An 18,581-nucleotide genomic window follows, 5' to 3' on the forward strand; every position below is an offset into this window, starting at 1 on the left:
GTGAACGCAATGCGAAAGTCGGTCGTGTGCGGGGCGATAGGTCTCCTGAGCGTGGTGGCGCTCGCGGGTTGTGTATCCACGCCGAGTCTCACGGGCACGGTCGGGGCGTCGTCGTTCGGCGCGCTTCAGGAACAATGCGGCACCGCGCCCGTGGATTACGGTCAGGATGCGCAGTCCGTCTATTCGGCTTTCTACGATGCTTACGTGGCGCAAAAGCGCGGTGGTTTGCCGAAGGACCGTTATTGTGCGTTCCAGGCATCCATTGCGTCGCGCTACAGCGCGTACAAGACGAACCCGAGCGCCGAGGCACAGAGCGCGTGGGCGAACTTCTTTCTGGATCAGCGCGCGCAGGCTTTGAGCTGGCGCGCCGCGGTCGATCCGACCTTGCGCGCGGGATAAAAGCGCTTCGAGATGAGGACAAACAAAGGGCGCGGTCGAATGACCGCGCCCGGGAACTGCTGCACACCAGTCTAGGAGAACCGCTTGAATGCCTTGACGGTGGAATCACCTGAAGCAGTGAGGCGCCATTGTTGCCGGCCCGAAGCGAGATTTTCGAGTTGGACCAACTGGCGTTCGAGCAACGCGTCGAGTTCCTGGCGCTCCATATCGAGTTGATGGGGCGCTTCCTGAATCAGAAGCAAGGTAGCGAATTCGTGCGGACTCAGCATCGTGTTCTCCATGACGACTGAACGGCAATAGCGACCGGCTTTGTGGGCCGGGTTTCTTTCGCTTCGAAACGTGTAAGGGAGGCTGAAAATCGCCGGGTGAATGTGTGGCTTTTTGTGCTTCATCCACCGGGAATTCGGATTGTAGGCAAGCGTCTGACGAGTGACACACGGCGCAGCAAAAATTTTGGCTTTGACTTTTGTTGGACAGCGCGGCGGGTGCGTGTCGCTGCTAATTCGGAGAATTCGCATGAGCTTCTTGTCGCATCGCACAATTCATTTGCTTGTGAAATTCATGCGACGGACGCATCAATCCAGACGATAAATGAATTTGATTTGAATGTAGTGCTCATTGCACTATTTCAGCTTTCTGTTTTTTGTACGAAACCATTTCAAGCGGTAGTTTGCTGCTGCCGAATCCCGGACCCGACTCATGACACGCTTCAACTGGCAAAACCCGTATCCGACGCCGCGCCTTCCGGTGTTCGCCCGCAATATCGTTTCGACGTCGCATCCGCTGGCGGCGCAGGCCGGGCTTCGCATGCTGTGGAAGGGTGGCAATGCCGTCGATGCCGCGATCGCTGCGGCGGCGGCCATCACCGTGGTCGAGCCGGTGTCCTGCGGCCTTGGCGGCGATGCCTTCGCGCTCGTCTGGGACGGCAAGAAGCTGCACGGTTTGAACGCGTCGGGTACGTCGCCGGCTGCGTGGAACGTCGATTACTTTCGCAGTAAATACGGCGAGGAAAACGGGCTTGCCCGCCAGCCGAAGCGAGGTTGGGATGCCGTCACCGTGCCCGGCGTAATCGCGGGGTGGCAAGCGCTGCATGAAAAGTTCGGTTCGCTTCCGTTCGCCGATCTGATGGAGCCAGCCATCGAGATCGCCGAGCGCGGTCATGCGGTCGCAAGCATCGTCGCGTACAAATGGGCGGCCGCGGTTCCCGAACTGAAAGACCAGCCCGGTTTCGCGGATGTCTTCATGCCGCACGGCCGCGCGCCCGAAGTGAGCGAACTGGTGCGCTTCCCCGGTCACGCAAACACGCTGCGCCTGCTCGCCGAAAAAGGCCCGCGCGCCTTTTACGAAGGCGAGATCGCCGAGCGTATCGCGGCCTTCGCGCGTGAGGGCGGCGCGGCCATGACCATGAACGATCTTCGCGACTATCGCGCGGACTGGGTCGAGCCCATCGCGAAGGATTATCGCGGCTACACGGTGCATGAGATTCCGCCGAACGGGCAGGGCATCGCCGCGCTCATCGCGCTCGGCATTCTCGACAAGTTCGATGTGAGCGCGCTGACGGTGGATCGCATCGAGTCGCAGCATTTGCAGATCGAAGCGATGAAGCTCGCTTTCGCTGATGTCTATCGCTACGTCGCCGATCCGCGCTCCATGGAAGTCACGCCCGAGCAGATGCTCGACGACGCCTATCTCACCGAACGCGCGAAGCTCATCGATCCGGCGAAGGCCACGCAATTCGATTTCGGCATGCCGAAGGCGGGCGGCACCATCTACATGTCGGCGGCGGACGAGCGCGGCATGATGGTGAGCTTCATCCAGTCGAATTACATGGGCTTCGGTTCGGGCGTGGTCGTGCCGAACATGGGCATCTCGTTGCAGAACCGTGGTTGCGGTTTCTCGATGGACCCGAAGTCGGCGAATGTCGTCGAAGGCGGCAAGCGGCCGTTCCACACCATCATTCCGGCGTTCCTGACGCAACAGGTGGACGGCAAGCGCGAAGCCGTTATGAGCTTTGGCGTGATGGGCGGCGACATGCAGCCACAAGGGCATCTTCAGTCGATCGTGCGCATGCTCGACTACGGCCAGCAGCCGCAGGCCGCGTGCGATGCGCCGCGCTGGAAGGTCAACCGCGATTTCACCATCGATATCGAAGCCACGCTCGATCTCGATACGGCGCGTGCGCTTGAAGGTCTCGGCCATACCATCAAGTCCGTGGACGACCCGTACATGGATTTCGGCTCGGGCCAATACATCTGGAAGCTCGACCGCAACGATCCCGAACGCGGTTATGTGGCGGCAAGCGACAGCCGGCGCGACGGACTGGCCGCCGGGTTCTGAGCAGTGTCCGAACCGTTCATGCAAGCGGGCGTTGCTTCGCCGAAGCCGCTATCGAAGGCGATGGTTCGCCGCATCGTGTTCTCGTCGTCGGTGGGAAACGCGCTCGAATGGTTCGACTTCCTCGTGTACGGCTACTTCGCGACATCCATCGCGAAGACGTTCTTTCCGTCGCACGACGAATGGCTTTCGACGATGCTCGCCATCGGCACGTTCGGCATTTCGTTTCTCATGCGTCCGCTGGGCGCGATCGTGCTCGGCATCTATGGCGACCGCAAAGGCCGCAAGGCCGCGCTCACGCTCGCCATCCTGCTGATGATGCTCGGCACGCTGACGATGGCGGTCATGCCGTCGTATGAGCGTATCGGCATTGCGGCGCCGCTCGCGGTATTGCTCGCGCGGCTGATTCAGGGTTTTGCGGTCGGCGGTGAGTTCGGCAGCGCGACGGCGTTCATGGTCGAGCACAGCGCGTCGAAGCGCGGCTATTACGCGAGCTGGCAATTCGCGAGTCAAGGGTTGGCCGCGATCATGGCGGCGGCGTTCGGCTCCTTGTTGAACGCGTGGCTCGCGCCGTCGCAACTCGAAAGCTGGGGCTGGCGCATTCCGTTCGTGTTCGGTCTGCTCATCGGGCCGGTGGGTTATTACATTCGTTCGCACCTCGACGAGACGCCGGAGTTTCTCGCGACACGCGCTGCGCCGAAAGCGAGTGAGCCGAATCAGTGGGTCAACTTGTTGCTGTCGGTAGGCATCGTGGCGCAATCGACGGTCGGCGTGTATGTGCTGCAACTCTACATGCCGCTGTACGCGGTGAAGCAGTTGCATCTTCCTGCTGCGAGTTCGTTTGCTGTAGTCGTGCTCAATGGTGGCCTGCAGTTCATCTTCTCACCGTTGATGGGCGCGCTGTCGGACCGGCTCGGGCGCATTCGCATCATGCTTGGTGCGTCGATCGTGATGGGCGTTGGCATTTATCCGATGTTTGCGTTCTTGCAAGCGCATCCGACCGTCGCATCGCTCGTCGTGCTTCAGGCGGCGGCGGGCATTCTCAAAGCCGCGTATTCCGGGCCGATGCCCGCGCTCATGTCCGAAATCTTCCCCACGCGTGTGCGATCGACCGGGCTGTCCATCGCGTATGCGCTGGGCGTTACATTGTTCGGCGGCTTTGCACCGACCATCGTCGAGGCGTTCATCCACGTGACCGGCGACAAACTCGCGCCGAGTTATTACGTGCTGCTGGCTGCGTTGCTCTCCGGCATTTCATTGGCGATCGTCGCGTGGCGCAGGCATCGTTACGCTCAAGCCATCAGGGCATGATTCCTGCTCCGACACTCGCCCAAGCGCGGCCCCGATAACCGTGGAATTTTGAGCGGAACGGAACCCGCGCAAGCGGCGCGAGTCTGTCCCCCTGTTCTGCAAACTCATTGCAGGACAGCTAAGATGGATAAACAAGCCGCCGAAAATTTAGTTGAGCCGCAACGAGGCGTTTGCGGCTCATTTGAACCTCGGCCTACTTTGTTGGCCGATGGCGCGTTCACTCCAGCCAGGAGCGCGATATATGCACACCGAAACCAAACACACGATGCCTTGGCGCATCGAAGACATCGACCTGAACAGGATCGATCGACATCGCGCTGAATCGAACGAAGATCTGCTTTTGTTGCTTTGCGCGTGTTCGTTCATCGAAAGCGGCACCGATCTTTATACGAGCAACCTCAGCACTTACTTTCAGGACGACCCCGAGATTTCCGCCTGGCTGAACAACGAGTGGGAGCCCGAAGAAATGCAGCACGGGCGCGCACTCAAGGCCTATATTCATCACGTCTGGCCCGACTTCGACTGGGACACGGCCTTCAAGAACTTCTTCGACGAATACTCGCTGACGTGTTCGTATGAGGAGTTCGAAAAGAAACGCGCGCTGGAAATGGTGGCGCGCTGTGTAGTCGAAACGGGCACGGCCACGTTGTATCGCGCCATCAACAAGTGTTCGGATGAACCGGTGCTCAAGGAGATTACCGACAACATCCGCACGGACGAAGTGCGCCACTACAAGCACTTTTTCCAGTTCTTCAAGAAGTGGAACAAGATCGAAGGCAATGGGCGTTTCGCGGTGCTTGGCGCGCTGATTCGTCGCGTGGCGGAACTCAAGAGCGAGGACTCCGAGATCGCGCTGCGTCATGTGTTCGCCATTCGTTTTCCGGATCGTGTGCGCGATACGGAATACAACCGCGAGTTGTCCGCGCGCGTGAATGCGCTGGTTCGGCGCAATCTTTCCACGGATCAGTGCATCAAGATGCTGCTCAAGCCGCTCGATCTTCCGGCGCGCATTCTGCCGGGCGTGCAGTATCCGCTCGCCAAGATGACGCAATTGTTTTTCCGCTGAGCAGCTTCGGAAACGCGACGGCAAGGCCGTTACGTCGAAGCACATCATTTTCATGAACACGACCTTCGACGAATGGCCGCCCGAGCTACGCGCCTTGTTCGATGGCACGCTCGTGCATGCGCCACGCGGTTTCGCTGCGTCACTCTGCGCGACCGATGGCTCGAATCGCGTGCGGACCGCGTTGTTAAGCGCAGGCGAACTGTTCGCGTCGGATGCGCGCACGCTCGGCTTTGCGTTGTGGCCGACATCGCGCACCGCGCAGGCGATCGTCGCGAGTGGGCACGCCACGCTCACCTTTGTGTTCGACGAATCGTTCTATCAGATTCAGTTGAATGCGCGCGCCGTCACGCTGGACGATGTGCCGCTCACATGCTTCATCACAACGATCGACAGCGGTGAGCGGCAGCAAGTGGCTTATGCGCGTTTGACGAGCGGCATCGAATTCGAGTTGATGGATGCCGCGACGGTAGAAGCCCGCTGGCGCGAGCAGATTGGATGGTTGAAGCGGGCGGCGAGCGCCTGAAAAAAGAGCAGGACGCCTTGAACGTCCTGCGACAGCGAAATCAACGACCGCGATCGCCCGTGCGAACGCCATCACGTCGCGGCGCGCCGCTGCCCGTGCTTCGCGGCTTGCCGCTCAGCAACGCGCCCGGATTTCCGCCGCCGCTCTTGCCACGCTGATTCGAGCCTTCGGAAGAAGAACGTCGCGGTGCGCCGCCCGTGCCACTACCGGCACCGTGACTCGGCTTGTTACCAGCCGAAGCAGGCTTCGGCGCACGTCCACCGCCGTTACCGCCACCATTACCATTCGCCGCCTTCGCCGGACGCGCTTCACGCCCCGCGCCTGACGAACCACCATTACCCTGCCCGCGACGACCTTGCCCCTGGCCCTGGCTGCGTCGTTGAATCGGCTCGGCCTTCGCGTTCGGGTCCGGCTCGAAGCCCGGAATCACTTCCTGCGGAATCGGACGCTTGATGAGCCGTTCGATATCGCGCAACAACTGATGCTCATCGACGCACACGAGCGACACCGCCTCACCTTCCGCACCCGCACGCCCCGTCCGCCCAATCCGATGCACATAATCTTCCGGCACGTTCGGCAGATCGAAGTTCACCACATGCGGCAGTTGATCGATATCGATGCCACGCGCCGCGATATCCGTCGCCACCAAAACCTGCAACGTCTGATCCTTGAATTCGGCCAGCGCGCGCGTGCGAGCCGACTGGCTCTTGTTGCCATGAATGGCGAGCGCGCTGATGCCGTCCTTGCCGAGTTGTTCCGCCAGCCGGTTCGCGCCGTGCTTGGTGCGCGTGAACACGAGCACCTGCGTCCAGTCATTCGTGCGGATCAGGTGCGTGAGCATGTCGCGCTTGCGGTCACGATCGACCGGATAAATCTTCTGCTCGATGCGCTCAGCCGTCGTATTACGCCGCGCGACTTCGATCAACGCGGGCGAATCGAGCAGGCTGTCGGCCAGCGCCTTGATCTCGTCCGAGAACGTTGCCGAAAACAGCAGGTTTTGACGTTTCGCGGGCAGTCGAGCAAGCACGCGCTTGATGTCGTGGATGAAACCCATGTCGAGCATGCGATCGGCTTCATCGAGCACGAGAATTTCGAGCTGCGACACGTCGATGGTCTTCTGCTGCATGTGATCGAGCAGACGCCCCGGCGTCGCCACGACGATATCCACGCCGCGCTTCAGTGCGTCGATCTGCGGATTGATGCCCACGCCGCCGAACATCACGGTCGAACGGAGCTTGAGGTACTTGCCATACGCACGCACGCTTTCCTCGACCTGCGCGGCGAGTTCACGCGTCGGTGTGAGGATCAGCGCGCGCACCGGGCGCTTCGCGCCGCCGGTCACGGGCGCGAGTTGCGAGAGACGTTGCAGGATCGGCAGCGTGAAGCCGGCGGTCTTGCCGGTGCCGGTCTGCGCGCCGGCCAGCAGGTCGCCGCCCTTGAGGACGGCGGGAATCGCCTGGAGTTGAATCGGAGTCGGGCTCGAATAGCCCAGTTCGTTGACAGCGCGAAGAAGAGGTTCGGACAGGCCGAGTGAATCGAAAGACATAAAGGATGTTCGAGTTCGTTATGACGGGCGGCGCGCGTGCGAACGAGTCTGCGGCGGCGAACTGTTGATACGCGTTCGGCCGGCAGAGCGCACATGCGACGCTCGGAAATCAATCGGGCGGCGTGCCTTGCGGGCAGTATTGCGCCCGAGCGTTGCCGCGAGGTTCGGCGCGTATCAAGACACGCCAACTGGCCGTAAGTTGCATTCCCGGTAGAGATGCATGGCGGAATGCCGCATCCGCACGTTCACGCGACGTAGCGCGCGACGCTCACGAATTGGCAAAGGCTGCCTGCCAGCACGAACAGATGCCAGATACCGTGGCCGTGCCGGATACGCTCGTCGTTGATGAAAAAGTAGATGCCGACGCTATAGATCACGCCGCCTGCCACCAGCCATGCGGTTCCGGCCACGGGCAGCGCCGTCACGAGCGGATGAACGGCCACGAGCGCGAGCCATCCCATCAGCACGTAGAGCACCATCGAAACAATGCGGGTTTTGCGTCCGAGCGTGAGTTCCTGCGTGATGCCCAGCGCGGCGAGTCCCCACGACACGCCGAACAGCGACCAGCCCCAGGGACCACGCAAGGTCACCAGCGTGAATGGGGTATAGCTGCCTGCGATCAACAAATAGATGGCCGAATGATCGCACTTCTGAAGAACGGCCTTCATGCGCGGCGTGCGCGCCCAATGATACAGCGTCGAAATAACGTACAGGATGACGAGCATCGCGCCATACACGGCGAAGCTCACGATCTTGTACGGATCGCGTTCCATGGCGCCCATGATCACGAGCGCCACCAGTCCCGCCACCGACAGGACCACGCCGATCAGATGGCTGATGCTGTTGAACCGCTCGCCCACATGCATGACAACGTTCACCCCAAAAGACAAGGGGCGCGGCCCCAACGTGAAGGCTGCGCCCCGCTGCGTATTGTACGCTGTCCTCGCGAATGGACGTCAGATCATCAGTCCAGCGGCGCCGAGCGCAAGTTGCTGACCTGCTGCGGCGACACCGGCGTGCCGTGGTTGCCCCACGACATACGAATGTACGTGACCACCGCCGCCACTTCCGTGTCCGACAACGCCTGCGCGAACGGCGGCATGCCGTGCGGCATCGGGTTGCCTTCCGTGCTCGGCGGATAGCCGCCGTTGAGCGTCATGCGGATCGGGTTCACCGCCGAGGGCATCTGGATCGACTGGTTGTTGGCCAGCGGCGGATACGCCGGCGGCTTGCCCAGACCGTTTTCCGCGTGACACTTCGCGCAGTTCTCGGTGTAGACCTTCTTGCCCATCGTGAGCAATTCGCCGCCGAATTTCTCGGACGTTTCGAGTTGCAGGTTTTCCGGCGCTTCCTTCTTCTGCGGAATCGACTTGAGATACGTCGAGATCGCGTTGATGTCGCCGTCGTTCATGTACTGCAGGCTGTTGTGGACCACTTCGGCCATCGGGCCGAACACCGCGCCGCGTTGCGACGTGCCGGTCTTCAGCAGATCGTTGATGTCCTTGATGTCCCAGTCGCCCAGACCCGCTTCCTTGTTCGACGTGAGCGAAGGCGCGTACCAGTTCTGCAGCGGAATCAGACCGCCCGCGAAGGCCGCCGAGCTGACCGGACCGCCCATCGCGTTGATCGAGGTGTGGCACATGCCGCAGTGACCGAGACCTTCGACCAGATACGCGCCACGGTTCCATTCGACCGACTTGGTCGGGTCCGGCTTGTACTCGCCTTCCGAAAAGAACAGCGTGCGCCAGCCGATCAGCAGATTGCGGTTGTTGAACGGGAAGCGCAGTTCATGCGGACGGCTCGGCTCGTTGACCGGCGCGACCGAGCGCAGATACGCGTAGATCGCGTCCGAATCGGCGCGCGTCACCTTGGTGTAGCTCGTGAACGGGAAGCCCGGGTACAGCAGGCTGCCGTCCTTCGAGCGGCCTGTGTGCATCGCGCGATAAAAGTCGTCCGACGTCCATTTGCCGATGCCGTATTGATCGTCCGGCGTGATGTTCGGCGTGAACATGGTGCCGAAGGGCGTAGCCATGGGCAGGCCGCCGCCGAACTGCTTGCCGCCGCGCACGGTGTGGCAGGCGATACAGTCGCCGGCGCGCGCCAGATACTCGCCTTGCTTGACGAGCGCGGCCTTGTCGGCGGGCGTCGCGGCCTGCGCGCCGCCCGAATGGAGATTGTCGCCGCCCGACCAGAGAACTGCGCCGGCTGCGATGGCTGCCACCACGACAGCCGAGGAAAGTGCGTACAGGGACTTGCGTTTCATTGTGTTGTCGCTCCAGACGCCTTATTGCGGTTCGCTGCCGCACTGGAGCGGCGTTTTCAACGAGCCAGCGGGCGCGGGCACCGGGTTGGCGGGTGCGGTTTGCGTGGACAGCCAGGCGGCGACGGCGGTTACATCGTCATCCGTCAGGCGCGAGGCGATTTGCTGCATGCAGTCGGGCGCCTTGGCGTGACGCGTGCCCGACTTCCATGCGCCGACCTGCGCGCTGATGTAATCCGAGTGCAGCCCGACGAGACCCGGAATGGCCGGCTGCATGCCGGTGAGACCCTTGCCGTGGCAAGCCGCGCACGCGGGAATGTTCTTCGACGTATCGCCGTTCAGCACGATCTGCTGACCGCGCGCAAGCGTGGTTGCCGACTGATTCGACTTGGCCGGCTGCGGATACGGCGGACGCTGATTCGAGAAGTACGTCGCGATCTGATGAAGGTAATCGTCCGAGAGATACGTGACGAGGTAGTTCATCGGCGGATAACGGCGCCGGCCTTCACGGAAATTCTGGAGCTGGTTGTACAGATAGTCGGCGGGTTTGCCGGCAAGACGCGGGAAGTAGTCGTTGTCCGTGCCTTCGCCATGAACGCCGTGACATGCGGTGCAGCCCTGCACGCGCGCTGCCATGCTGTCGGTCGCCGGCTGATTGGCTGTCTGGGCCTGCGCCTGAACAGCGCCGAAAATGCCAGCGCTGCCGATCAGTGCCAATGCGAGCAGCGGACGAAAGATGCGTCTTGAAAACACGCGACACTCCATCAAATTCGGGGACTTGCCGAGCTTCGTGCGACTCGGTGCGAAGGTGGCGAACCACGGCCATGCTAACGGCGGCGGAGGGTGGCGGACCACGGCCACAGCGGCTCGACGAGCCTCTGATGCGACGCGGAATTCTATCATCGATGCCTGATGGTGACTATTTGCTGCAATGTGTAATGCTTTGTTCGTGGAAATCGCGACAATATGCCGCGTGACCTTTGACCGCTGAACGACTTTTGTGCTGCGTCACGGCATCGCGCGCTTGGACAAAGCATTGACCGCGCACCGGTCCGGCATCGATTTAATCAAGCCTGCGTCGCCAAGCTTAGGAAGGGGACGGCGAAGGTTCAAGGCGTTTCGGCAAGTGCCGCTCGCGGACCGCGTGGTTTAGACTTCGCGCCCATGTTCCCGCGCACTTCAAATCATTCGATGAACTCCGTTTTCAACGCTTCCGGTTGGGCACCGGCATGACGATCGATCCGCTCTGGCTGGCGCAAACCGGCCTCGCCGCGCTCGGCGATATCGCGTTCGCCTGTGTGCTCGGCGCATTGCTGCTCGATGTCTGGCTGGTCCGCGAACAGGCGTTCGCTCCGTTCGCGGCGGGGTCGCCCGCGCGTCGCGGCGCACAACGCGCGGTGCGTTTCGCCAGTGTTTGCGCGATGCTGCTCGCCTTCTGCAATCTCGCCTCGTTGTGGCTTCAGTCCGCGGCGATGAGCGGCTTGCCATTGATGCAGGCCGGCGATTCGTTGTGGCTCGTCGCGACGGCGACGCATGCGGGCATCGGCTGGTCGATTGCGTTCGTCGGCAGCGTGCTGCTCGTGCTGGCGACGGTTTCGCGCGGCGCGCTGAGGGCGCTCGCCATCGGCGGGGCGATTGTCGCGGCATCGGGAAAAGCAGCGATTGGTCATGCAGCGGATGCGGGCGCGTTCTCGATTCCCGAGGCGGTGCAAACGGTGCATGTGCTCGCGACGGGCGTGTGGGGCGGCGTGGTCATCGCGGGGGCGCTGGCGGTGTTGCCTACGCTGATGGCATCGATCACGCGCGCGACGCTCATTCAAACGATCACGCGCATGTCGCATTCCGCGATGATCGCCATCGCGCTGGTGCTGGTGACCGGCACGTTCAACGGATGGCGCGGCACCGGCGGATCGCTTGCGGTGATGACGTCGAGCACATGGGGTCACGCGCTCGCGGTGAAGCTCGCGCTGGTCGCAACCGCACTCGTGCTCGGCTCGATGAACCGATGGAAGGCGTTGCCGCGTCTGCATCGCAGTGCATCGACGACGGACGCGCACACGGTCATCAAACTCATGCGCATCGAAGCCGTGGCGATGCTCGGGGTGTTCGTCGCGGCGGCGGTTTTATCGCACGCCGTTCCGGGCATGGCGACAATCGGCTAGAAAATTATTCGTAGCCCAGCCGATGACTCACGATCGGCGCGCAAAACAGCGCCAGCGCGCATCCCATGAACTTGCCCTGAAGTTCGACATACGCCGAATGCACATCCACGGCGAACAAGATATCGAGCAATTGCGGCGCGCAGAAAACCATCCCCGCGACGATGAACCATTGCGTCACGCTCGCAATACGCCAGTTGCGCTCGGCGCCGAGCGCCGCCACCACCACCCGCGCCACGCCGAACGCGACCAATGCGCCAACCGTGAGCTGCGCGCGGAGGGTTTCATCGGGAAGCGTGTGCCACATGATTTTTCTCGCTTTTAAGTGACGTTGACGGGCAATGAGCAACTGTCGCCAAGCGTAAGCGCAAGAATCTCGCCAGTATGTTCGAGAAAGCGCAAATCGTGCGAGGAATCAAAAATGCCTAGAACGTGTGCTCCGGTCCGGGGAAACTTCCATCCTTGACCGCGCGCACATAGGCTTCGACGGCCGCAAAAATGCTCGGCTGACCTTGCATGAAATCCTTCACGAAGCGCGGGCGTTTGCCGTGAAAAACGCCGAGCATGTCGTGCAGCACCAGCACTTGTCCCGAACAATCCACGCCCGCGCCAATGCCGATGGTCGGCACCGAAAGCTGTTGCGTCACTTCGCGCGCGAGCAGCGTCGGCACGGCTTCGATCACGATCAGTTGCGCGCCTGCTTGCTGAAGCGCGAGTGCATCGCGCTTCATTTGTTCGGCCGCCGCTTCCGACTTGCCCTGCACCTTGAAGCCGCCGAACGCGTGCACCGATTGCGGCGTGAGCCCGACATGACCGCACACCGGAATCGAGCGCTCGACCAGAAAGCGCACGGTTTCCGCGAGCCATTCGCCGCCTTCGATCTTCACCATCGCCGCGCCCGCGCGCATCAACTGCACGGCGTTCGCATACGCTTCTTCCTTCGAGCCGAGGGTGCCGAACGGCATGTCCGCGACGATCAGCGCGCTCTTGTTGCCGCGCGCGACCGCCGCCGTGTGATACGCGATATCGGCGAGCGTGACGGGCAGCGTCGTCGAATGACCTTGCAGCACGTTGCCGAGCGAATCGCCGATCAGCATGACATCGACGCCCGCGCGTTCGAGCAGCGCGGCGAAGCTCGCGTCATAGCACGTCAGCATGACGATACGTTCGCCCGCTTCGCGCATGGCCTGGAGTTTGGGGACGGTGACCGTCGAGCGGCCCGTTTCCTGCAGATACGTCATGATCGTTTTTTGCTTGAGATGGCGCGCGTTCCGGCTTCAGACCGACACGCCTTTGACAAAGGATTCCTTGCGCCCGCGCATCGTTTCGATACGCTCGATGAGCAGCGCGAGATCGTCTTCCGATGCGAGCGGATTCAGATGTTCCGCGTTCACCGTGAGCACGGGCGAGGCATCGTAGTGATAGAAGAAGTCGTTATAGGCATCCGACAGCGCGCGCAGATAGGAATCCGATATTTGCAGTTCCATCGGCAACGCGCGTTTCTGGATGCGCGCGAACAGCACTTCGGGGCTCGCCTGCAAATACACGACGAGATCCGGCGCGGGACCGTCCGCGCCGATGCGCGAAGCAATGTCCTTGTACAGCGCGAACTCGTCGTCGGGTAGCGTCAGGCGCGCGAAAATCTCGCTTTTCTGCGTGACGAAATCGGCCATCAGCGGCGTCTCGCGCGTGAGCAATTCGGTGACTTCGCGCGTCTGCGCGGCGCGCTGCAACGCGAAGCTCAGTTGCGTGGCGAGCGCATGACGCGTGGTGTCGCGATAGAAACGTTCGAGAAACGGATTGTCCTGCGGGCGCTCGAATAGCGTCTTCATCGACCAGCGTTCGGCGAGCAGCGTCGCGAGCGTGGTCTTGCCGACGCCGATCGGCCCTTCGATCGCGATATAGCGATGCGGCGGGCGCATGTGCGGCGCGGTGACGGTGAGTGGCGGTACGCTCATCGGCAATCTGGTTTGGTAGGGGTTGCGTTGACTTCGGAAGGTTTGGATGCGCCGGGCGCCAGACACTGGCACACCGCGACTTTTTCGATACGCTGATCTTCCACCGCGGCGAGAAAAGCATCTGCGCGGCCGAGTTGCGGCACGATGAGGTCCGGCTCCAGTTCGACCAGCGGCACCAGCACGAACGCGCGTTCCGTCATGCGCGGATGCGGCACCACGAGATCCGCTTCATCGATGCTCGATGCGCCGTACAGCAGAATATCGAGGTCGAGCGTGCGCGGTGCATTGCGATACGGCCGCTCTCGCCCGAACTGTTCTTCGATCGCATGACACAGACGCAGCAGCGAACGCGCGGGCAGCGAGGTTTCGAGCTTGACGACGCAGTTGAAATAATCGTCGCCGGACGAATCGATCGGCGCCGTGCGATAGATGCTCGACTTCGCGAGCACGGTGATCGTGTGCTGTTGGGCGAGACATACGACGGCGTCTTTCAGGGCCTGGCGCGCATCGCCGAGATTCGCACCGAGGCCCAGATAAGCAAGCGTCATGGCAGAAGTCCTACGCGTGATCGAAGGCGAAATGCCGGTGCGCGCCCCGTTCTTCGACGACCGCACGCGGCCCCGAGCGCAAACCGTTATCCGCTACTGTAACGAAATCTCGCGTTACTCGTCGTCCGCGCTTTCGTGACCGTTCGATGCGTGTGAATCGTCCGCGTTCTGCTGATCGTCCTGACCGGCTTGATCGGCCGGTTTGCGCTTCGCATTGCTGCGACGGCGACGCTTCTTCGGACCGCGATCGCGTCCGCCTTGCGTGACCATCGTGTCGCGCGTGACGTGATCGCCTTCGATGAATTCGGTCCACCACTGACCGGTCTCGGCATCCAGTTCGCCAGACTCACAGCGCAGCAACATGAAGTCGTACGCAGCCCTGAATCGCTGATGCTCCAGCAGCTTGAACGCAGTACGTCCGCGCTTTTCCAGCCGATGCTGCAAGCCCCAGATTTCGCGCATGTCCGACGAGAAACGCTTGTGGATGGCGAGTTTCTCGGTCTGCATGTCGAGGACGTCGTCCATCGCGCGATGCAGCGCGGGCACCGGATATTCGCCGTTCGCCGTGTACTGCTGCCAGCGCGATTGCATGTCGTGCCACAGGAGCGCCGCGAACAGAAAGCCCGGCGCGACCGGCTTGCCTGCGCGCACGCGTTCGTCGGTGCTGGTCAGCGCGAGTGTGACGAACTTCTCGCCGGTCGGCTGTTCGAGCACGACATCGAGCAAGGGCAACACGCCGTGATGCAAGCCTTCCTTGCGCAAACGCGTGAGGCACGCCAGCGCGTGGCCCGACATCAGCAGCTTGAGCATTTCGTCGAACAAACGCGCGGCGGGCACGTTGTTCATGAGGTCCGCGAGTTCCTGAATGGGCGCGCGCGTGGCGTCGTCGATCTCGAAGCCGAGCTTGGCCGCGAAACGCACCACGCGCAGCATGCGCACCGGGTCTTCGCGATAACGCGTGGCCGGATCGCCGATCATGCGCAACAGGCGCGCGCGGACATCGGCCATGCCGTCGTGATAATCCAGCACGGTTTGCGTGGCCGGATCGTAGTACATCGCGTTGATGGTGAAGTCGCGCCGCGTGGCGTCTTCGTGCTGCTCGCCCCACACGTTGTCGCGCAGCACGCGGCCGCTTGCATCGACGGCGTGCGTGCGGGCATCCAGTTCGCCGCGTTTGAGACGGCGCGGCGGTTCCGGCGAAGGCTCGGCGGGAACATCCACCAATGCGCGGAACGTCGAGGTCTCGATGATCTCCTGCCCGAACTGCACGTGCACGATCTGAAACCGCCGCCCGATGATGCGCGCGCGCCGGAACAGCTTCTGCACCTGATCGGGCGTGGCGTCGGTCGCGACATCGAAGTCCTTGGGCGGAATGCCGAGCAGCAGATCGCGCACCGCGCCACCGACGATGAACGCGCGATGCCCCGCCTGCTGCAATCCCTCGGTCACGCGCACGGCGTTCTTCGAGATCAGCGACGGATCGATGCCATGAATGTCCGACGACAGAATGACGGGCACATTCGGATCGCGCTTGGGCGGCGCGTCGGCTTTCTTGCGCGTGCTTTTACGCGCCGTTTTCGGCTGGGGCGATGCGGGACCGTCGTCGCTTTCCTTCGGTTCGGCGCTGTCCTGCCCGAACAGCTTGCGGATGAGTTTTTTAATCACGTGTTTCGAAGAGGTTCAGGATGCGCCAGCCTTGAGCCTGGGCATGCGCGCGCAGCGTATCGTCGGGATTGGTCGCGACGGGATCGGTGACGCGTTCGAGCAGCGGAATGTCGTTGTGTGAATCGCTGTAGAAATAGCTGTGCCTGAAGTCGCCCAGCTTCTTGCCGAGCGTCGCGAGCCATTGCTCCACGCGCACGATCTTGCCTTCGCGATAACTCGGCGTGCCGGTCGGGCGGCCCGTGAGCGCGCCGCGCGGATCGTCGCCGACGGTTTCGACCTCGCAGGCGATCAGCGCATCGATGCCGAAGGCTTCCGCGATCGGCCCGGTGATGAACGCATTGGTCGCGGTGACGAGCGCGCACAGATCGCCGTTGTCCTGATGCTCGCGCACCAGCATGACCGCCGCCGGCGCGATGCGCGGTGCGATCACCTCGCGCATGTACTGCGCGTGCCATTCGTCGAGCTGTTCGCGCGAATGCTTCGCGAGCGGCGCGAGCATGGCGTGCAAATACGCGTCGATATCGAGCACGCCCGCCTTGTAATCGGCGTAGAAGGCATCGTTCTGACGCGCGAAAGAATCCGCATCGACGATACCCAGCTTCACCATGAAGCGGCCCCATTCGTGGTCGCTGTCGGTCGGGATGAGCGTGTGGTCGAGATCAAAGAGGGCGAGGTTCATGGGAGCGCATTCTACTTGAAGCGGGTCAGAGCGTTGCCTGGCGCGTTGCCCGCCGCATTGCCCGGCGCGGCCAGCGTGGCGGTTTCGGCGGCGCGTGCATCCAGTGCGGCGAGCGGCGGGGTGCGCGTGTCGAGCATCGTGCGGATCAGCTTGGTCGTGACCGCGCTCTTCTTTTCGAGCGAGAAGCGGTCGAGGTCGTCGAACAGCGCCATCAGGCTCGGCATGTCGCGGCGGAAATGCGTGAGGAGGTAGTCGGGAACATCGTCCGCCAGCACGATGCCGCGTTCGCGCGCCGCGTGCTTCAGGACCGCCGCCTTCGCCTCGTCCGACAGCGGTTGCAGATGAAACACGAGACCCCATCCGAGGCGCGTGCGCAGATCTTCGCGGACATCGAGCGCGAGCGGCGCGGCGTTGCCCGTGGCGACCAGCGCGCTGCCGGGATACGCGCGCACTTCGTTGAACAGATTGAAGAGCGCGATCTGTTGCGCGGGCGAAAGCCGGTCGCAGTCATCGACCGCATAAACCGTCACGCGCGGATCGAAACCGAATGCGTTCAGCGGGCTTTGCGGGCTCAGAAAACGCGCGCGCCCGTTCGATTCGTGGACCAGCGCGTGCAGCAAGTGACTGCGCCCGCTGCCGGAATCGCTCCACATATAGAACGTGCGATCCGCGACCGGACCAGCCGCGAGCGCGCCTTCGAGTTCGCGCAGACGCGTCACGAGTTCGTGATTGCTCGCGGCGAAATAATTGTCGAAAGTGGCGGGCGGCGGCGTGCCCAGATCGAGCGTCAGTTGGCGTTGCACGGGAGAAAGGTTCGTCGGGGCTGAAAGCTGAGTGTGTCTCGAAAAATGGCGGTGATGCCGCGCCGTTGCGCGCCAGGCCGCCTGCCGCCTGCATTTGCGTCAACCGATGCCGGTTTCCCACACGCGCGCCGAATCTCGAAAACAGCGCTGCGGTGGACTTTTACACGCACGGGAAATCCGGTTGGCGTGTCGGCATCGGTTAAAATCGCATTTTACCGACCTTCGAGCACTCGCCCCATGAATCAACCGAAATCCGCCCCGAATTCCACCGATTCGGCCCAAGGTTCGTCGCAGGGTTTGTCTTATCGCGATGCCGGCGTGGACATCGACGCGGGCGATGCGCTCGTCGATCGCATCAAGCCGTTCGCGAAGAAAACCATGCGCGACGGCGTGCTCGGCGGCATCGGCGGATTCGGCGCGCTGTTCGAAGTACCGAAGAAATACAAGGAGCCGGTGCTCGTGTCCGGCACGGATGGCGTGGGCACCAAGCTGCGCCTCGCGTTCACGCTGAACCGGCACGATACGGTGGGCCAGGATCTGGTCGCGATGAGCGTGAACGACATTCTCGTGCAGGGCGCGGAACCGCTGTTTTTCCTCGATTACTTCGCCTGCGGCAAGCTGGATGTCGATACGGCGGCGGACGTGGTGAAGGGCATCGCGCAGGGTTGTGAATATGCAGGCTGCGCGCTGATCGGCGGCGAGACGGCGGAAATGCCGGGCATGTATCCCGATGGCGAGTATGATCTCGCGGGCTTCGCGGTCGGCGCGGTGGAAAAGAGCAAGATCATCGATGGTTCCACCATCAAGCCGGGCGATGTCGTGCTCGGGCTGGCATCGAGCGGCATTCATTCGAACGGTTATTCGCTGGTGCGCAAGATCATCGAGCGCGCGAATCCCGATCTGGACGCGGATTTCGATGGCCGCACACTCGCCGATGCGTTGATGGCGCCCACGCGTATTTACGTGAAACCGTTGCTGGCCGCCATGCAGAGCGTGACGGTGAAAGGCATGGCGCATATCACGGGCGGCGGGTTGGTCGAGAATATTCCGCGCGTGCTGCGCGCAGGGCTGACGGCGGAACTGGATCATCGCGCGTGGCCGTTGCCGCCGCTGTTCGCGTGGCTGCAGAAGCACGGCGGTGTCGCGGATGCGGAGATGCATCGCGTGTTCAATTGCGGGATCGGGATGGCGGTGATCGTCGCGGCGGAAGATGCGCAGGCGGCGACTGCGGTTCTGTCGGCGGCGGGGGAGCAGGTTTGGACGATTGGGGTCGTGCGCGAGAGCAGGGATGGGGAGGCGCAGACGGTGGTGGTTTGAGTTGTTTTAAAAA

The 18,581-nt window shown here is 62.3% G+C and carries 19 protein-coding genes; 7 read left to right on the plus strand and 12 right to left on the minus strand.

The annotated features are described in order from the left end of the window. Nucleotides 1-9 precede the first annotated feature (9 nt). Entirely contained in the window at nucleotides 10-399 is a 390-nt protein-coding gene (locus ACZCWR_RS04920; RefSeq protein ID WP_487302603.1) for a hypothetical protein, read from the plus strand. Nucleotides 400-470: 71 nt separating this feature from the next. On the opposite strand, the gene ACZCWR_RS04925 is transcribed toward ACZCWR_RS04920, so the two are convergent. Beyond that, nucleotides 471-668, minus strand: coding sequence for a hypothetical protein (locus ACZCWR_RS04925; protein WP_487303248.1), 198 nt, complete (start codon nucleotides 666-668; stop codon nucleotides 471-473). Nucleotides 669-1,098: 430 nt separating this feature from the next. Here ACZCWR_RS04925 and ggt point away from each other — a divergent pair, with 430 nt between their 5' ends. The 4 genes from ggt to ACZCWR_RS04945 all read left to right on the plus strand — a co-directional run bounded on the left by ggt (nucleotide 1,099) and on the right by ACZCWR_RS04945 (nucleotide 5,633). After that, nucleotides 1,099-2,736 (plus strand): gamma-glutamyltransferase, encoded by a 1,638-nt coding sequence (gene ggt, locus ACZCWR_RS04930; protein WP_487302604.1) that lies wholly within the window; start codon nucleotides 1,099-1,101, stop codon nucleotides 2,734-2,736. An 18-nt stretch (nucleotides 2,737-2,754) separates the two neighbouring features. Continuing rightward, nucleotides 2,755-4,044 (plus strand): MFS transporter, encoded by a 1,290-nt coding sequence (locus ACZCWR_RS04935; protein ID WP_487302605.1) that lies wholly within the window; start codon nucleotides 2,755-2,757, stop codon nucleotides 4,042-4,044. 241 nt (nucleotides 4,045-4,285) lie between these two features. Continuing rightward, nucleotides 4,286-5,110, plus strand: coding sequence for a ferritin-like domain-containing protein (locus ACZCWR_RS04940; RefSeq protein WP_487302606.1), 825 nt, complete (start codon nucleotides 4,286-4,288; stop codon nucleotides 5,108-5,110). 52 nt (nucleotides 5,111-5,162) lie between these two features. Next, entirely contained in the window at nucleotides 5,163-5,633 is a 471-nt protein-coding gene (locus ACZCWR_RS04945; RefSeq protein WP_487302607.1) for a PNPOx family protein, read from the plus strand. Between the two features lie 40 nt (nucleotides 5,634-5,673). Here ACZCWR_RS04945 and ACZCWR_RS04950 read toward each other — a convergent pair whose 3' ends face one another. From ACZCWR_RS04950 to ACZCWR_RS04965, 4 genes are all read right to left on the minus strand, one after another. Continuing rightward, complete coding sequence (locus ACZCWR_RS04950) at nucleotides 5,674-7,179, minus strand: DEAD/DEAH box helicase (protein ID WP_487302608.1); 1,506 nt, start codon at nucleotides 7,177-7,179, stop codon at nucleotides 5,674-5,676. A 245-nt stretch (nucleotides 7,180-7,424) separates the two neighbouring features. Continuing rightward, nucleotides 7,425-8,045 (minus strand): PAQR family membrane homeostasis protein TrhA, encoded by a 621-nt coding sequence (gene trhA, locus ACZCWR_RS04955; RefSeq protein WP_487303249.1) that lies wholly within the window; start codon nucleotides 8,043-8,045, stop codon nucleotides 7,425-7,427. 98 nt (nucleotides 8,046-8,143) lie between these two features. Beyond that, nucleotides 8,144-9,442 (minus strand): c-type cytochrome, encoded by a 1,299-nt coding sequence (locus tag ACZCWR_RS04960; protein WP_487302609.1) that lies wholly within the window; start codon nucleotides 9,440-9,442, stop codon nucleotides 8,144-8,146. A gap of 21 nt (nucleotides 9,443-9,463) precedes the next feature. Beyond that, the gene (locus ACZCWR_RS04965) at nucleotides 9,464-10,204 is read right to left on the minus strand and encodes a c-type cytochrome (protein WP_487303250.1); all 741 of its coding nucleotides are present in this window, start codon (nucleotides 10,202-10,204) and stop codon (nucleotides 9,464-9,466) included. A 464-nt stretch (nucleotides 10,205-10,668) separates the two neighbouring features. On the opposite strand from ACZCWR_RS04965, the gene ACZCWR_RS04970 reads away from it, so the two are divergent. After that, a complete protein-coding gene (locus ACZCWR_RS04970; RefSeq protein ID WP_487302610.1) occupies nucleotides 10,669-11,601 on the plus strand; it encodes a CopD family protein in 933 nt (310 codons plus the stop codon). A 4-nt stretch (nucleotides 11,602-11,605) separates the two neighbouring features. On the opposite strand, the gene ACZCWR_RS04975 is transcribed toward ACZCWR_RS04970, so the two are convergent. The 7 genes from ACZCWR_RS04975 to hda all read right to left on the minus strand — a co-directional run bounded on the left by ACZCWR_RS04975 (nucleotide 11,606) and on the right by hda (nucleotide 17,251). Further along, on the minus strand, nucleotides 11,606-11,905 hold the full coding sequence (locus tag ACZCWR_RS04975; RefSeq protein ID WP_487302611.1) for a hypothetical protein: 300 nt from the start codon (nucleotides 11,903-11,905) through the stop codon (nucleotides 11,606-11,608). A gap of 118 nt (nucleotides 11,906-12,023) precedes the next feature. Next, nucleotides 12,024-12,839: a 3-methyl-2-oxobutanoate hydroxymethyltransferase gene (panB, locus tag ACZCWR_RS04980; RefSeq protein WP_487302612.1), complete on the minus strand. Its 816-nt coding sequence runs from the start codon at nucleotides 12,837-12,839 to the stop codon at nucleotides 12,024-12,026. A gap of 36 nt (nucleotides 12,840-12,875) precedes the next feature. Beyond that, nucleotides 12,876-13,556 (minus strand): deoxynucleoside kinase, encoded by a 681-nt coding sequence (locus tag ACZCWR_RS04985; protein ID WP_487302613.1) that lies wholly within the window; start codon nucleotides 13,554-13,556, stop codon nucleotides 12,876-12,878. Beyond that, nucleotides 13,553-14,104 (minus strand): 2-amino-4-hydroxy-6-hydroxymethyldihydropteridine diphosphokinase, encoded by a 552-nt coding sequence (folK, locus tag ACZCWR_RS04990; RefSeq protein ID WP_487302614.1) that lies wholly within the window; start codon nucleotides 14,102-14,104, stop codon nucleotides 13,553-13,555. Before folK ends, ACZCWR_RS04985 begins: the two co-directional genes overlap by 4 nt. Nucleotides 14,105-14,218: 114 nt before the next feature. Continuing rightward, entirely contained in the window at nucleotides 14,219-15,769 is a 1,551-nt protein-coding gene (pcnB, locus tag ACZCWR_RS04995; RefSeq protein ID WP_487302615.1) for a polynucleotide adenylyltransferase PcnB, read from the minus strand. Further along, nucleotides 15,762-16,448, minus strand: a complete 687-nt coding sequence (locus ACZCWR_RS05000) for a histidinol-phosphatase (protein WP_487302616.1) — start codon at nucleotides 16,446-16,448, stop codon at nucleotides 15,762-15,764. Before ACZCWR_RS05000 ends, pcnB begins: the two co-directional genes overlap by 8 nt. An 11-nt stretch (nucleotides 16,449-16,459) precedes the next feature. After that, nucleotides 16,460-17,251 (minus strand): DnaA regulatory inactivator Hda, encoded by a 792-nt coding sequence (hda, locus tag ACZCWR_RS05005; protein WP_487302617.1) that lies wholly within the window; start codon nucleotides 17,249-17,251, stop codon nucleotides 16,460-16,462. A gap of 237 nt (nucleotides 17,252-17,488) precedes the next feature. Here hda and purM point away from each other — a divergent pair, with 237 nt between their 5' ends. Next, a complete protein-coding gene (gene purM / locus ACZCWR_RS05010) occupies nucleotides 17,489-18,568 on the plus strand; it encodes a phosphoribosylformylglycinamidine cyclo-ligase (RefSeq protein WP_487302618.1) in 1,080 nt (359 codons plus the stop codon). Nucleotides 18,569-18,581: the final 13 nt, after the last annotated feature.

Source organism: Caballeronia sp. A2-2, from assembly GCF_057612605.2.